Raw genomic sequence first — 14,516 nt, 5'->3', positions numbered from 1 at the left:
AGGTGCTCCCGTGTTCGACGACCGGAGTCCGATCTATCAGCAGATAGCCGACAAGATCAAAGAGGACATCCTGAGCGGGGCACTTGGGGAGGACGAGCAGGTCATGTCCACCAACCAGTACGCGAGCTTCTACCGGATCAACCCCGCCACCGCCGCCAAGGGCTTCCACCAGCTGATCGAGGAGGGCGTCCTCTACAAGCGGCGCGGGATCGGCATGTTCGTCAGCCCGAACGCGCGGGAGAAGCTGCGGGCCGAGCGCCGCGAGCGCTTCTTCGAGCAGGTGGTCGACGCCATGATCGCCGAGGCGCGGGTCATCGGCATCTCGCTGGACGAAGTCATCCGCCGCATCGAGGGAGCACGATGAGCCTGTCCGTCGAGGTCGACCACCTCACCCTCCGGTACGGCGACACGGTCGCGGTCGACGACCTGTCCCTCCGGCTGCCCGGCGGCAAGATCTACGGGCTGCTCGGGCGCAACGGCTCGGGCAAGACCAGCGTGCTGTCGATCGTCTCCGCGTTCCGCCGGGCGACCAGCGGCGCGGTGCGGGTCGAGGGTGCCGAGCCGTTCGAGAACGCGGCAATCACCCGGCAGATCTGCTTCGTGCGGGACCGGGTCGACGCGCAGGACAGCGACTGCGTGCGCAAGGTGCTCCGGCTCGCGCGGACGCTCCGGCCGAACTGGGACGAGGACTACGCCCGCGAGCTGATCGACCGCTTCGACCTACCCCTGAAGAAGCGTGTGGGGGCGCTGTCGCGGGGCGCGAAGTCCGCGCTCAGCGTCACGCTGGGCCTTGCCGCCCGCGCGCCGCTGACCATCTTCGACGAGGCATACCTGGGCATGGACGCGCCGTCGCGGTACGCCTTCTACGAGGAGCTGCTCAACGACTACATCGCCCATCCGCGCACCGTGATCGTGTCGACGCACCTGATCGAGGAGGTCGGCTCGCTCTTCGAGGAGGTCGTGATCCTCGATCACGGCCGGCTGATCGCGCACGAGGAGACCGAGACCCTGCGCTCGCGCGGTGTCGCGGTGACCGGGCTGGTCGACCAGGTGGACACGTTCCTCAGCCAGCTCAGCGTGGCCGGGCACACCGTGCTCGGCGAGCAGCGGCTGGGGCGTACCAAGTCAACCACCATCTACGGGCAGCTCGACGACGACCAGCGCGGCAAGGCGCGGGCCGCCGGGCTCGATCTGGGGCCCGTGAGCCTCCAGGACCTCTTCGTCCACCTCACCGCCGCCGCGGAGGCATCCCGATGAGTACGCATCCCGCCTGGACCGTCGCCCGCGCCCAGCTGCGCACCGCGCTGCCGATGATCGCCGGCTACTGGGCCATCATGGTGTCGGTCTACGCCACGATCGTGACCATCGTCGTGACGGTCGGAACGGCGGACGTCAGCATCTGGGCGACGTCCGGTGGATCGGCGCCCAAGTACTTCCTGTCCGCGCTCGGCGTCATGCTCACCGGCGTCTTCCTGCCCGTCTACGTCGGCAACGGGGTCACCCGGCGGCACTTCGCGCTCGGCGCCACGGCGTACCTGGTCGCCGTCGCGGCCTTCTACGCCGTCATCATGGCCGTCGGGTACGCCGTCGAGCACCCCATCTACTCGGCCGAGGGTCTGCTGTCGATCCAGACCGACCCGTACCCGGTGCAGTCCTTCGGCGACGGCCTCGCGACCCTGGTGGCGGAGTTCTTCGTCGGCATGGCGTACCTGTGCTCCGGCTGGCTCATCGGCTCCGCCTTCTACCGGCTCGGCACCTGGTGGGGCATCGCGCTCATCCCGGTGTCGTCGCTGCCGGCGATCGTGTCGGAGGTCGGGTTCAACTCGCTGTGGGCCGGATACGGCATCAACCGCGGATTCGGTTGGCAGACCCCACATCTGGTGGTCGGCGTGCTGATCGCCGCGGCGAGCATCGCGGCGGCGTGGGCCGTCAACTTCGCCCTCATTCGCAACGCGCCCATGAGGAAGGTGTCGGGATGAGTCCGGTCATCGAGGTAAGCAACCTGCGCAAGGCGTACGGCGAGACGACCGCCGTCGCGGACGTGTCGTTCACAGTGGACAGCGAGGAGATCTTCGGGATCCTCGGGCCCAACGGCGCGGGCAAGACGACCACTGTGGAGTGCGTCAGCGGCATGCGGCGCCGCGACGGGGGCGCGATCCGCGTACTCGAAAGGGATCCGGACCACGACGGCGCCGAGCTGCGGGAGCTGGTGGGCGTGCAGCTCCAGGAGTCCCAGCTGCCGGAAAAGATCCGGGTGTGGGAGGCGCTGGAGCTCTACAGCACGTTCTACGCCGAGCCCGCGGACTGGCGTGAGCTGCTCGACGCGATGGGGCTGTCGGCGCAGCGCAAGGCCAAGTTCGGCACGCTGTCCGGCGGGCAGAAGCAGCGGCTGTCCATCGCGCTCGCGCTGGTCGGCGAGCCGCGGATCGCGGTGCTGGACGAGCTGACCACCGGGCTCGACCCGGCCGCGCGGCGGGACACCTGGGCGCTCATCGAGAGCGTACGCAACCGGGGCGTCACCGTCGTCCTGGTCACGCACTTCATGGAGGAGGCCGAGCGCCTCTGCGACCGGGTGGCGGTGATCGACGCCGGCCGCACCGTCGCCGTCGACACGCCCGCCGCCCTCATCAAGCGGGTCCAGGACGAGCACGGTCTGGACCGCGCCACGCTGGAGGACGCCTACCTGGCCCTGACGGGAGCAAGGCTGTGACGGTCGCTCGGCTGACCATTGTGGAGTCCAAGCTCTTCGCCCGGGACGCGATGAGCCTCGTCATGGGCGTCGCGTTCCCCGCCCTGCTGCTCCTCGCGCTGGGGCTGGCCATTCCGGGCTTCCGCGACCCGGCCGACGAGCTCGGCGGGCTGCGCCCGATCGACGTCTACGCGCCGATCGTGCTGGCCATGGCCATCGCCACGACCGGCGTGAGCACGCTGCCGGCGTACCTGGCGACGTACCGGGAGCGCGGCGTGCTGCGCCGGCTGGCCACCACCCCGGTGGGGCCGGTACGGCTGCTGGGCGCCCAACTCGCCGTCAACGGCGCCGCCACGCTCGTCGCGGCGGTGCTGGCGGTGGCCGTCGCGACCGCCGGGTTCGGCGTCGACCTGCCGCGGCAGCCGCTCGGCTTCCTGCTCGCGTTTCTGCTGGGCACCGGCGCGATGTTCGCCGTGGGGCTGCTCATCGCGGCCGTCGCGCCGCGGGCCAGGACGGCGTCCGGGATCGGCATGCTGGTGTACTTCCCGATGCTCTTCTTCGCCGGCATGTGGACCCCCGGTCCGGTCATGCCCGACGCTGTGCGGCGGGTCAGCGACTTCACCCCGCTGGGCGCGGCGTCACAGGCCATGCAGGAGGCGTGGACGGGCGGCTTCCCGTCGGTGCTGCACCTCGGCGTGCTGGCCGCGTATCTGCTCGGCCTCGGCGCGCTAGCGGCCCGGCTCTTCCGGTGGTCCTAGTTCGTCTATGAGGCGGCGGAGGTGCTCGCGCAGGCGCGCCACCTCGGGCAGGGGAGCGTCACCGATCAGCGCCTCCGCCGCAGCCCACTCGGCGCGGGCCTGCATGGTGCGGCCGGCGTCGGCGAGCGCACGCGCCTTGTTGAGCCGCGCCCGGCCGGTGCGCACCCGGTCGTGCAGCCGCTCGAACTGGGCGATCGCCGCGTCGCACGCGCTGATCGACTCCTCGTGCCGGCCGGCGTTGGCCGCGACCGCGCCGAGCGCCTCGTACGCCCCGCCGACGCCGGCGCTGTTCCGGATCCGGGTGAACACCTCCAGCGAGGCGCGCATGTCCTGGATGGCGTCGTCGAACCGCCGCTCCTCCGAGGCGAGCCAACCGCGCTCCTGCAGCGCGTATCCCCGGGCGTACTCGTCGTCGGTGCGCCGGCACAGGTCGAGGACGCGCGCGATGAGCTCGCCCGCCTCATCTCTGCGGCCGGTGAACTTGTACGCGATGCCGAGCCCCAGCAGCACCCACGAACGGCGGTGCTCCGCCACGTCGGGGAGGAGGACGAGCGCCGGCTCCAGTACCGCCACAGTGGACTCCGGCTGCCAGAGGGTGTTGAAGAGCGAGCCGAGCGCGCTGCGGGCGCCGACCTCGCTGCCGACGTCGCCTAGGTCCATGAAGAGCGCGAGCCCTCGCTCCAGCGCTTCCCTGGCCTCGTCGAAGCGGCTCAGGTCGCGCAGCGCCTCGCCGTACGCCACGACGGCGTATGCCTGCTCCGCACGGTCGCCGAGCCGCTCCGTGATGGCCACCGCCTCCGCCGCGGGTGCGAGCGCTTTGGTGACCTCGCCGCCGGAGCGGAACCCGTTGGACACCCAGCGCAGCGCCCGCGCCTTGCGTGCCTCGTCGCCCAGGGCGTCGGCCGCGATGGCCGCCTCCTGCCAGAGCGCGAGGCGATAGATGTGATCCGAGGCGTGGGTCAGCAGCGGATGGACCGTCGCGACAAGCTTCCACGCACCCTCGAACGCGCGCCGCTCCACCGCGTGGCGCACGGCGGCAACGACGTTCTCGCGGTCCTCCGTGCCGGCGTGCGCGGTGAGCCAGTCGAGATAGGCGCTGTGGTCGTACGGCGGATCCTCGGTGGACAGCAGGTCCCGCGCGAAGATCCGGAGCAGGTCGTGGAGCCGGTACCGGTCTGGCGCGGGGGACTCGACAAGGTGGGTGTCGACCAGCCGCTCCAGCGCCGCGTACGTCGCTGACTCGTCGAGCAGGGCGAGCGCGGCGGCCGCGCTGGGCCCGAATACGCGGCCCGGGTGCGAGCCCGCCCGGCGAAACACCGTGCGGTCCACATCGGACAACTCTCCGTACGATGCCTCGAAGCTGGACCGCACCGCCAGGTCCTCATGCGTCAGCTCCTGCAGGCGGCGACGCTCGTTCTCCAGCCGGCCGGCCAGGTCGCTCGGGGTCCAGGCGGGACGGGCCTTCAGCCGGGCCGCCGCGATGCGTACGGCCAGCGGCAGCCCGCCGCACAGCTCGACGATCCGCGCCACGCCCTGGGGATCGGCGTCGACCCGCGGATCGTTCGCGGCCCTGGCGAACAGCTCCCGTGCCTCCTCGCTCTCCAGGCCCCCGATCGGGTGCGCGACGGCGTGCGGCAGGTTGACGAGGAGCCGGCGGCTGGTGATGAGGACCAGGCAGCCCGCGCCGCCGGGCAGCAGCGGACGCACCTGAGCAGCGTTGTGGGCATTGTCGAGGACGATGAGCATCTTCCGGTCGGCCACCGCCGAGCGGAAGCGCGCCGCGAGATCGTCCAGCCCGCCGCGCCGCTCGTCCTCGGGCGCGCCGAGCCGGTCGAGGAACTGGGCGAGCACCGCCTCCGGCGCGACCGGGTCCGGGTCGGCGCCGCGCAGCGCCGCGAAGAGCTCCCCGTCCGGGAAGAGGTGCCGGCGCTCGTGGGCGACGTGCAGGGCGAGCGTGGACTTGCCGGCACCCGGCGGGCCGGCCACGGCCAGCACCCGGCAGCCATCGGCGAGCAGCCGGTGGACCGCGGCGAGGTCGGCCTTGCCCGCGAAGGCGGTGACCGCGGCGGGCAGTTCGCGCGGGGGCGGCAGGACGCGCACCGGGGCCGCCGGCTCCGGCGCCCGGGGCGGTAGCTCGCGCTCGGCGAGGTGCTGCTGCCAGATCGCCAGCCCGACCGCGACCGCGCCGAGCAGGCCCACCGCCGGCCACGCCAGCCACGACACGCCCCGCAACGGGCCGGGCAGCGTGCCGCCGGTGGCGACGTTGACCGCGACGGCGAGAAGCACGGAGAGCAGACCGGACGTCACCGCGATCAGCACGATCACGGGGCCTCGGCGCACGCTGCTCTCCCCTTGCTTGCCACAGCCGCGTCCGCGGCGCCATCGTGCGTCGCGCCGCACAGGCGGACGCGGCCTATGGATCTCCTATACGCGGAAACCGGCCGCGCGCGCCGCTTGGCGCTCGCGCTTTCGGTGCCGCCGGCGGCGCACCAGCCAGATGAACGCGAACACTATCGCGACGATGAAGAACAGCACCAGGAACGGCAGGATGATCGCGATTACCGACATCACCACGCTGGTGAGGTCTTCGGCGGTGCTCGCCACCGGTGCGCCGACCCCGGCGGTCGACGCGTTGATGACCGGCCGGGCCGCCGACTTCAATCCGTGCACGCCGAGCGCGATGAACACGCCCACGACGATCGGTACCCACTGGTTCTTGTCGCCCGGGTCGGTGACCAGCACGGTCTCCGAGCTGGAGCCCGCGCCGAAGGCCAGCCCGCCCGCGGTCGGCCGTACGGCGGTCTGCACCACGTCGTTGACGCTGTCCACCATGGGGATCTTGTCGGCGAAGAACTCCACCGCCAGCAGCATCGCCAGGATCGTCAGGACCCAGCCGTTGCCCAGCCAGCTCCAGCCGCTCGGCAGGTCGATCAGATCGGTGTAACGCGCCAGCAGCCCCATCGTGAGCAGCGGGATGTACGCGTTCAGCCCGGCCGATGCGGCCAGACCGGTCCCGGTGAGCACCTCCAACACGTGTCCCAGCATCCCACCGCCGCGCCAGTTGGCTAGGCTCTCCGGGTGCGGTTGGTGATAGCGCGGTGCTCGGTGGACTACGTCGGACGGCTCTCGGCACACCTGCCGCCCGCGACCCGACTACTCATGGTGAAGGCGGACGGGTCGGTCTCGATCCACGCCGACGACCGGGCGTACAAGCCGTTGAACTGGATGAGCCCGCCCTGCCGGATGGAAGAGGCGCCGGGCGTGTGGCGGGTCGTCAACAAGGCCGGCGAGGAGCTGCGGATCACCCTTGAGGAGATCTTCCAGGACACCTCGTACGAGCTGGGCGTGGACCCAGGGTTGCAGAAGGACGGCGTCGAGGCGCACCTGCAGGAGCTGCTGGCGGCCAACCCGACCACGCTGGGTGACGGCTTCACGCTGGTACGCCGGGAGTACATGACCGCGATCGGTCCGGTCGACCTACTCTGCCGCGACGCGGGCGGCGCCGCCGTGGCGGTGGAGGTCAAGCGGCGCGGCGAGATCGACGGCGTGGAGCAGCTGACCCGGTATCTGGAGCTGCTCAACCGGGATCCGCTGCTGGCCCCGGTGGCCGGCGTGTACGCCGCCCAGGAGATCAAGCCGCAGGCCCGGGTGCTCGCCGAGGACCGCGGCATCCGCTGCGTGGTCGTCAACTACGACAAACTCCGCGGCATAGAACGCGACGAACTCACCCTCTTCTGAACACCTCCGTGATCAGGGCGTCCCTCAAGCTGTTATAGCGACTTGAGGGACGCCCTGATCACAACGGGGGGCTCAGGCGGCCGGGGTGCCGTTGACCGCGCGGACCTGCTTGGGGAGCGTGAACAGGTCGATCAGCAGGCCGATGCCCAGCCAGCCGAGCGTGAAGATGTAGCTGATCGCCCGGCCGGTCTTGCCCAGGTAGAACTGGTGGGCGCCGACCGCGCCGAGGAAGAACCAGAGCAGGTATGCGGTGCCGACGCTCTTCTCAGGAGCTGCCACGGTAGTGGACACAGCGATGAACCTCTCGATATTGGAAATGGACCACGGCAACATACTCGCTTTGGTGGAGCCGCGCTGCCCCGCAGGTCATCGCGTACGGTGATCTGTCCACTACGGACGGTCGGATGGTCACAAGAATGGTTCATTCCATTCTGAGAGCGCTTTCTTATTGACACGGCAAACGCATCGGAATGGAATGTCTCACGGTGAAACCTTTCGCGTCGCGACAAGGCGAATTGATTTCGGGTATACCGTTTCAAAGACACGATCGGATATCAGTGACGTTTCACCGATGGTGATCTCGAAATCGCCTGCGGTGCGGGCGTGCCGGTTGATCAGCGGATTCGTGGATTCGGTACTAATGGGTAACCTTGGTTCTGCCAGTTCATCGATGGGGCTCGCTGCCAAGATCGGGGCTAACATTTTGACCTTGTGAGGCGTAACAGGGGCCGGCACCGAAGCCAGGAGGCCCGCGACTGGAACCTGCTCCAGGTGGCCACGCTGGCCGGCGTGATCGTTGCCATCGTCGTCGCCGTGCCGGCCTTCCTCGGCTCGGCGGCGGAAAAAGACGCGGTGCGCGTCGAGGAAAGCGCCAACGTCATTGCCCAGCGCGCCGCTGACGAAGGGGAGCGCGTCAACAGAGACAATCTCGATCGGGATCGTAAGAAGTACGCCTCGATGGTGACTATGCGGATCGTCGATCAGCCCACCGAAAGCGAGCGAACCGTCGGTGCGGGCACCACGTTTGTCGTCGAGGACCGGGCGCCGAAAGACATTCTGAGTCTGGAGCTGCTGGCCTCTCACGACGCCGCGATGGGCGGAGACGGAATGCCCGACGGGACGGTGAGCCTCAGCACCTCGCGTCGGATACCGGCGTGTACGGCGGTGACGTTCGCGATTCCTGAGGACTTCGACCTGGCTGACCACGAGGACGGGGCGCTGCGCGGGCAGCGGTTGATCATGCATGACCTGGCCATGCTCTTCTTCCAGGACTCGGCCCACTGGCAGCTCCTGTACGACAACGGCGCGCTGGCCGGGGAGAGCGACGCGGACTACTCCGTGCGGAGGAGCCGTACGAAGACCGACGTGGGGCAGCTCGTCTACGTGGGCGAGGAGCCATTGGGCGACTGCGGCACGGGTGATTGAGTGTCCGTCCGTTCGTTGGTCAGGAAGAGGACCTGTGCGGTGACGCCGGGCGTCCGCATCGACGACTGGGGCGGCTGTACGACGGCCACCCGCTCATAGCCGAGCACCGAGCCCTGCTGCGAGTCGATCGCGAGGACGTGCCGGGTCGTGCCGCCGTCGCTGTCCGCGCTGATGGCGAGGCCGGTACGGCCGAACCGGTCGGTCACCGTGCCACAGGCCGTGAGCCCGTCGGTGTCCGCCAGGACGAGCAGCGCGGCGGCTCGTTGCGCCGGGTCGGGCGCGTGATAGCGGTACATGTCGGCGACGGCGCGGACGGTGGCGTGGTGACCGTTGCTCGGTGGCTCGTGCGCGGCGAGCTGAGCCGCCAGCACGGCGGGATCGGCGGATGGGCGGTCCACCACCAGGGCCAGCTCGCCGGGCCGGTACAGGTCGACCAGCACGCGGCCGGCGGTCGGCGGATCCGGCGCGGCGGTGGCCAGGTCCGCCAGGGGTAGGGACGGCAGGACCGTGATCTGGCGGCGGCCGGAGCGATCGGCCGTCCACCACAGCCGTTCATCCCGGTTGGCGATCTCGGGTCGCTCCTCGGCCGTGGTGTCGACGGACCAGGTGCGCGCCCGGACGTACGTGTATTTGCCCGTCGGTGCGTCCCCGGTCAGCGCCGCGACGGCATGGGCGAGGTCGGTCAGGGGAGCGCGGGCGGGACGGGTGGCATCGGGCACGCATCCGGGCAGGGCGCCCGCAGCGGTGTCCCGGGGCCGGCCGTGGGGAGACCGGGCCACCGCGACGATCCCCAGGATGGTCGCGAGGACGGCCACGCCGGCCGCCGCGGCGACGTACCGACTGCGATCTTCCACTGCTTCTCCTCCGGAGTCGGCGCCCACTGCCGCGTACTTGAATATCTTGAATTGGACGTTGGTGTAACCAGCCCAGATCTTGATTACGTAGAGAGACGCTTAGCTGACCCTACGTGGTTTATGATCTTCGATGGCCGTACAGTCAAAACTGCGGCCGCCTCCCGAATCAGTCTGGGGATACGCTGGAGAAACACCATGAAACCACCTTTTGGCCGGTTTTCAGCCATGGGAACCGCAATCTTCGCCGCCCTTGTGATCGTATTCTCCGTCGCCGTTCCGGCGGCTCCGGCAGCCGATGGCGCCGTGCAAAAGCAAATAGACTCCCACCTGCTCAAGTACCCCGGCGGCAAGCAGATCAACGCGACTGAGATCAGCTATGGCGATGGCATGCTGGTGATGACCTTTGTGCGGTCGGCCGGTATTTTCGCCGCCGCTGACTGCCCATCCGGGTCATTCTGCTACTACGACGGCATCAACTTCAACTACCCGCGCGTGCGCACGTCAACCTGCGCCTGGCAGGACCTGGCCTGGTCCGGTTGGCACGATCGCACCGAATCGGTGCACTTCAACAAGGCGGGCAGCGTCGCGTTCTTGAATCACGGGGCCGTGCCGAGCCACACGAGTGATCGGGTCCTGTTCAGCCTCAGTGCGAGCGTACGCACGAAGGCCGACGTCATTCCGTACCGCAACATGGCGGATCACATTCAACCCACGTGCTAGACGACCGCGAATTCGGTGATCGTATAGCACGCCTCGTCGTCCATCGCGTTCTTCACGGGGTCGATCATTATCTTCGTGGGATGGCCGTCGCCCGGGTCGGTGCTGAGGTCGGCCACCTCGGCGCCGTCCCGGCGTGCGCTTTCCCATTCGTCGAGGAGTTGCCGAAGCGTCGGCGGGCTATCGCTTTTGCCCTCCAGTGCCCGGCGCGCAGAGCCGTCCAGCCCTTCCGCCTTGGTGACCTTGCCCTGCTCGACCGTGATGCGGAACCGCCCGAGCAGCAGCCGCTCGCCACACTGCGAGGCGAGCACATAGGAGTAGCTGCCGGGCTCCTGCCACGACGCGGCCGTCTCCGCCCCCGACTCACCACAGCCGGCCATGCCGGCAACGACCACACACACCAGAGCTACGCGCCGCTTCATGCCCGTTCGACGGCGATGGCCGCGACGAGGTTCCGGCCGGGGCGTTCGTCGATCAAGGAATTCCGCGTCGATCAAGGGCAAACGGCCGTGGATTGGAGATCAAACCACGACCGTTTGCCCTTGATCGACGGGAAGAAGGGGCGGGCCGGGGCGGGGTGGGGAGGGGTGGGGCAGGTCAGGGGGTACGACGGCCGTAGAGGAGCTTTACCAGCTTGACGATCCTCGCGACCTGCTCCGGCGTACGGTCGAACGTCATGGCCGGGAGCAGGGACGGACCGCGCCGTTTCGTGATCGCCTTGGCCCGGCCGAACTCGCGCAGTCCGTCGTCGCCGTGGATGCGCCCGAAGCCGGAGTCGCCGACCCCGCCGAACGGCAGCGTGGACATGCCGACGAAGGTGAGCGTCGAGTTGATGGCGCTCATGCCGGTGCGGAGCCGCCGGGCGATGGCGATGGCCCGGCGCCGGCCGAAGACCGAGCTGCCCAGGCCGTACGGGACGGCGTTGGCCAGGCTGACCGCCTCGTCGGCGTCCTGCACGCGGCGGATCGTGAGCGTGGGGCCGAAGGTCTCCTCGCGTACCGCCGCGGCGTCCTCCGGCACGTCGACCAGGATGGTCGGGCGTACGTAGGGCGGTTGCACGGCCTCCGGCCCGCCGAGGACGGCCCGCCCGCCGCGCGCGATCGCGTCGTCGATGTGCCGGCGGATGACGTCGATCTGCGAGGGCATGGTGATCGGGCCGATGTCGGCGCCGTCGCCCGCGCCGACGGTCAGTCTGCCGGCGCGTTCGACCACCTTGGCGAGGAGGGTGTCGTAAACGGGTGCCACGGCGTACACCCGCTCGATGCCGATGCAGGTCTGGCCGGCGTTCGTCATGCCGCCCCAGACCGCGGCGTCGGCCGCCGCGTCCAGGTCGGCGTCGGCGTCGACGATCATCGCGTCCTTGCCGCCGGCCTCCAGCAGCACCGGGGTCAGGGTCTCGGCGCAGGCGGCCATCACCTTCTTGGCGGTGGCGGTCGACCCGGTGAACGCGAGCTTGCCCACGCCCGACCGGCACAGCGCCGCGCCGACGTCGCCCAGCCCGTGTACGACCTGGAAGACCGGATGCTCCGGCACCGCCCGGGCGAACGAGTCGGCGAGCCACTGCCCGACGGCCGGCGTGTACTCGCTGGGCTTGAAGATGACGGCGTTGCCGGCGGCCAGGGCGTACGCGATGGAGCCGAGCGGGGTGAGCACCGGGTAGTTCCACGGCCCGATCACGCCCACCACGCCGTACGGCTGGTACTCCAGGTGGGCGGAGAACTCGGCGAGGACGAGCCGGCTGCGTACCCCTCGGGGGCCCAGCACCCGCCGCGCGTTGCGCGCGGCCCAGTCGACGTGCTCGATCCCGGACGTGGCCTCGACGATCGCCTCGGCGACCGGCTTGCCGCCCTCGCGGTTGGAGAGCTCGGCCAGCTCGGTGATCTGCTGTGCCAGCAGGGCGCGCCACCGCAGCAGCCGCTCCTTGCGGCCGGCGAAGCCGAGCCCGGCCCACCACAGGCCCGCCTCGCGCCCGCGCTCCACGGCGCGTCCGATGTCTTCGGCGCTGGCCACGGGGAAGCGTCCGGCCTCGGCGCCGGTCGCCGGGTTGGTGGAGACCAGCTCGCCGTCTTCGATCCGCGGCGCTCCGGGGGTGTGCACAGCCGTCATGTCCGGAGTGTAAACCGGGTTACCCATCAGTAGGATATGTGGGACATAACAAATCCGGTGCCCACTGGCCATCCTGCGGATCGTCCGCGAGTGGGCGGCCGGCGGCGACGGCGTGCCGCTGGCGGCGCTGCGGCGGCTGGCCCGGGCGCTCGACGACGCGATCGTCCTGTTCGGACTGGAGTGGTACGCCCATGGAGAGCGATCTGCGGAGCCTCGTCAACATCGGCCCGAAGCTGGCGGCCGACCTGCGCCAGGTCGGCGTGCGCTGGACCACATCACCCCGGTGATAGCCCATGATCACCTGCTGGCACCCGGTGGGGGCGCGGCCGTGAGATGGGCCACCTCTTTGTTACGCGTCAGTAGGGCGTGGGAGACTCCGAAAAACGGAGCCTTAGGCGGCGTTAGGGAGTGGGTCGTGGCGCGCGAGATCAACTGCGTTGGCGTGGTCGGGCTGGGCACGATGGGCGCCGGGATCGTCGAGGTCTTCGCCCGGAACGGCCTGGACGTGCTCGCGGTGGAGGTGAGTGACGCCGCGCTCGAACGCGGACGGGCCACCCTCGTCGGGTCGACGGACCGGGCCGTCGCCAAGGGCAAGCTCGCCGCCGAAGACCGGGACGCGCTGCTGGGACGGGTCACGTTCGCCGTCGGGCTGGCGGCGCTCGCCGACGTGGATCTCGTCATCGAGGCGGTGCCCGAGCACCTCGACCTCAAGCAGCGGATCTTCGCGGAGCTGGACCAGGTCTGCAAGCCGACCGCGATCCTGGCGACCAACACGTCCTCGCTCAGCGTCACCGAGATCTCGGTCGCCACGCACCGGCCCAACCAGGTGATCGGCATCCACTTCTTCAACCCGGCGCCGATCATGAAGCTGGTCGAGGTCATCCGCACGGTGGTGACGGAGCCCGACGTGGTCACCGACGTCGAGGCCCTGTGCGAGCGGCTGGGCAAGGTCGACGTGACGATCAACGACCGGGCCGGGTTCATCGCCAACGCGCTGCTCTTCGGCTACCTGAACCACGCCGTCACGATGTACGAGTCGCGCTACGCGACCCGGGAGGACATCGACGCGGCCATGAAGCTCGGCTGCGGGCTGCCGATGGGCCCGCTCGCGTTGATGGACCTGATCGGGCTGGACACGGCGTACGAGATCCTGGACACGATGTACCGCCGGGGTGGGCGGGACCGCCGGCACGCCCCGGCGCCGCTCATCAAGCAGATGGTCACCGCGGGACTGCTGGGCCGGAAGTCGGGACGGGGCTTCTACGCCTATGAGAAAGCGGGTTCGCCGGTAGTCGTACCCGATGAACAAACGCCGACCGCCGCGGATCCGGCGGCCACCGACGGCGCGCGCGTGATCGCGAAGGTCGGTGTGGTCGGTTCCGGGACGATGGCCACCGGCATCATCGAGGTGTTCGCCAAGGCCGGGTACGAGGTGGTGTCGGTGACCCGCGGCGCGGAAAAGTCCGCGCGGGTGTGCGAGTCGGTCAAGAAGTCGCTCAACAAGGGTGTCGTGCGGGGCAAGCTGACCGAGGCCGACCGGGACGCGGCGCTGAGCCGGGTGAGCTGGTCGGCGACCCTGGAGCACCTGGCCGATGTGGACCTCGTGGTGGAGGCCGTCATCGAGGAGCTGAGCGTCAAGCAGGCGCTCTTCGCGTCGCTGGACGAGATCTGCAAGCCGGGCGTGGTGCTGGCGACCACCACGTCGTCGCTGCCGGTGATCCAGTGCGCGATGGCCACCCACCGGCCGGCCGACGTGGTGGGGCTGCACTTCTTCAATCCGGCGCCGGTGATGCCGCTGGTGGAGGTCGTACGCACCATCCGCACCTCGCCGGAGGCGCTGGCCACCGCGCGGGCGGTGGTGGGCGGGCTGGGCAAGACCGGCGTGGTGTGCGCCGACCGGGCCGGGTTCGTGGTGAACGCGCTGCTGTTCCCGTACCTCAACGACGCCGTGCGGATGCTGGAGGCGTCGTACTCGACGGCCGACGACATCGACTACGCGATGAAGCTGGGCTGCGGCTACCCGATGGGGCCGTTCGAGCTGCTCGACGTCGTCGGGCTGGACGTCTCGCTGGCCATCCAGCGCGAGCTGTACCTGGAGCTGCGCGAGCCCGGGTTCGCCCCGGCGCCGTTGCTGGAGCACCTCGTGACGGCCGGCTACCTCGGGCGCAAGGTGGGTCGGGGGTTCCGGGACCACACGGCCCGGTAGTCGTGTCAACACGGCGATCCCGG

Annotated in this window: 15 protein-coding genes; 9 read left to right on the top strand and 6 right to left on the bottom strand. The window is 69.9% G+C overall.

Annotated features, from left to right (window positions below; genetic code table 11):
- The first annotated feature begins 10 nt into the window (after positions 1-10).
- From Prum_RS13950 to Prum_RS13930, 5 genes are read left to right on the top strand one after another with little or no spacing between them, the layout of a single operon-like run.
- The gene (locus Prum_RS13950) at positions 11-364 is read left to right on the top strand and encodes a GntR family transcriptional regulator (protein ID WP_173076974.1); all 354 of its coding nucleotides are present in this window, start codon (positions 11-13) and stop codon (positions 362-364) included.
- Complete coding sequence (locus tag Prum_RS13945; protein ID WP_173076973.1) at positions 361-1,257, top strand: ATP-binding cassette domain-containing protein; 897 nt, start codon at positions 361-363, stop codon at positions 1,255-1,257. The genes Prum_RS13950 and Prum_RS13945 overlap by 4 nt, the downstream gene beginning before the upstream one ends.
- A complete protein-coding gene (locus Prum_RS13940; RefSeq protein ID WP_173076972.1) occupies positions 1,254-1,979 on the top strand; it encodes a hypothetical protein in 726 nt (241 codons plus the stop codon). Before Prum_RS13945 ends, Prum_RS13940 begins: the two co-directional genes overlap by 4 nt.
- Positions 1,976-2,710, top strand: coding sequence for an ABC transporter ATP-binding protein (locus Prum_RS13935; RefSeq protein WP_173076971.1), 735 nt, complete (start codon positions 1,976-1,978; stop codon positions 2,708-2,710). Before Prum_RS13940 ends, Prum_RS13935 begins: the two co-directional genes overlap by 4 nt.
- On the top strand, positions 2,707-3,447 hold the full coding sequence (locus Prum_RS13930) for an ABC transporter permease (RefSeq protein WP_218577238.1): 741 nt from the start codon (positions 2,707-2,709) through the stop codon (positions 3,445-3,447). The genes Prum_RS13935 and Prum_RS13930 overlap by 4 nt, the downstream gene beginning before the upstream one ends.
- Here Prum_RS13930 and Prum_RS13925 read toward each other — a convergent pair.
- Together Prum_RS13925 and Prum_RS13920 are read right to left on the bottom strand one after the other, a co-directional pair.
- A complete protein-coding gene (locus tag Prum_RS13925) occupies positions 3,418-5,787 on the bottom strand; it encodes an ATP-binding protein (protein WP_173076970.1) in 2,370 nt (789 codons plus the stop codon). The genes Prum_RS13930 and Prum_RS13925 overlap by 30 nt on opposite strands.
- Before the next feature lie 84 nt (positions 5,788-5,871).
- Positions 5,872-6,480, bottom strand: a complete 609-nt coding sequence (locus Prum_RS13920) for a DUF4126 domain-containing protein (protein WP_173076969.1) — start codon at positions 6,478-6,480, stop codon at positions 5,872-5,874.
- Between the two features lie 45 nt (positions 6,481-6,525).
- On the opposite strand from Prum_RS13920, the gene nucS reads away from it, so the two are divergent.
- On the top strand, positions 6,526-7,185 hold the full coding sequence (gene nucS, locus Prum_RS13915) for an endonuclease NucS (protein ID WP_173076968.1): 660 nt from the start codon (positions 6,526-6,528) through the stop codon (positions 7,183-7,185).
- A gap of 72 nt (positions 7,186-7,257) precedes the next feature.
- Here the strand turns inward: nucS and Prum_RS13910 are convergent, their stop codons facing one another.
- Positions 7,258-7,476 carry a TM2 domain-containing protein gene (locus tag Prum_RS13910; RefSeq protein ID WP_218577237.1) on the bottom strand — a complete coding sequence of 73 codons (219 nt, stop codon included), beginning with the start codon at positions 7,474-7,476 and terminating at the stop codon, positions 7,258-7,260.
- A gap of 480 nt (positions 7,477-7,956) precedes the next feature.
- Here Prum_RS13910 and Prum_RS13905 point away from each other — a divergent pair, with 480 nt between their 5' ends.
- Positions 7,957-8,610: a hypothetical protein gene (locus tag Prum_RS13905; RefSeq protein ID WP_173076966.1), complete on the top strand. Its 654-nt coding sequence runs from the start codon at positions 7,957-7,959 to the stop codon at positions 8,608-8,610.
- On the opposite strand, the gene Prum_RS13900 is transcribed toward Prum_RS13905, so the two are convergent.
- Positions 8,565-9,464, bottom strand: a complete 900-nt coding sequence (locus Prum_RS13900) for a hypothetical protein (RefSeq protein ID WP_173076965.1) — start codon at positions 9,462-9,464, stop codon at positions 8,565-8,567. The genes Prum_RS13905 and Prum_RS13900 overlap by 46 nt on opposite strands.
- A gap of 120 nt (positions 9,465-9,584) precedes the next feature.
- On the opposite strand from Prum_RS13900, the gene Prum_RS13895 reads away from it, so the two are divergent.
- Positions 9,585-10,184, top strand: coding sequence for a peptidase inhibitor family I36 protein (locus Prum_RS13895; protein ID WP_173076964.1), 600 nt, complete (start codon positions 9,585-9,587; stop codon positions 10,182-10,184).
- On the opposite strand, the gene Prum_RS13890 is transcribed toward Prum_RS13895, so the two are convergent.
- Both Prum_RS13890 and Prum_RS13885 read right to left on the bottom strand, forming a co-directional pair.
- The gene (locus tag Prum_RS13890) at positions 10,181-10,678 is read right to left on the bottom strand and encodes a DUF6174 domain-containing protein (RefSeq protein WP_173076963.1); all 498 of its coding nucleotides are present in this window, start codon (positions 10,676-10,678) and stop codon (positions 10,181-10,183) included. The genes Prum_RS13895 and Prum_RS13890 overlap by 4 nt on opposite strands.
- Positions 10,679-10,778: 100 nt before the next feature.
- Positions 10,779-12,287: an aldehyde dehydrogenase family protein gene (locus Prum_RS13885; protein WP_173076962.1), complete on the bottom strand. Its 1,509-nt coding sequence runs from the start codon at positions 12,285-12,287 to the stop codon at positions 10,779-10,781.
- Positions 12,288-12,702: 415 nt separating this feature from the next.
- On the opposite strand from Prum_RS13885, the gene Prum_RS13880 reads away from it, so the two are divergent.
- Positions 12,703-14,493 carry a 3-hydroxyacyl-CoA dehydrogenase family protein gene (locus tag Prum_RS13880; protein ID WP_173076961.1) on the top strand — a complete coding sequence of 597 codons (1,791 nt, stop codon included), beginning with the start codon at positions 12,703-12,705 and terminating at the stop codon, positions 14,491-14,493.
- Positions 14,494-14,516: the final 23 nt, after the last annotated feature.

This window comes from Phytohabitans rumicis, from assembly GCF_011764445.1.
Taxonomy (GTDB): Bacteria; Actinomycetota; Actinomycetes; order Mycobacteriales; family Micromonosporaceae; genus Phytohabitans; species Phytohabitans rumicis.
This window is presented reverse-complemented; position numbering and strand designations above follow the sequence as displayed.

Excerpts from the sequence above, each read along its gene's own strand:
- Prum_RS13945 (WP_173076973.1), top strand. The coding sequence starts at position 361 with ATGAGCCTGTCCGTCGAGGTCGACCACCTCACCCTCCGGTACGGCGAC.
- Prum_RS13940 (WP_173076972.1), top strand. The coding sequence starts at position 1,254 with ATGAGTACGCATCCCGCCTGGACCGTCGCCCGCGCCCAGCTGCGCACC.
- Prum_RS13935 (WP_173076971.1), top strand. The coding sequence starts at position 1,976 with ATGAGTCCGGTCATCGAGGTAAGCAACCTGCGCAAGGCGTACGGCGAG.
- Prum_RS13895 (WP_173076964.1), top strand. The coding sequence starts at position 9,585 with ATGATCTTCGATGGCCGTACAGTCAAAACTGCGGCCGCCTCCCGAATC.
- Prum_RS13885 (WP_173076962.1), bottom strand. The coding sequence starts at position 12,287 with ATGACGGCTGTGCACACCCCCGGAGCGCCGCGGATCGAAGACGGCGAG.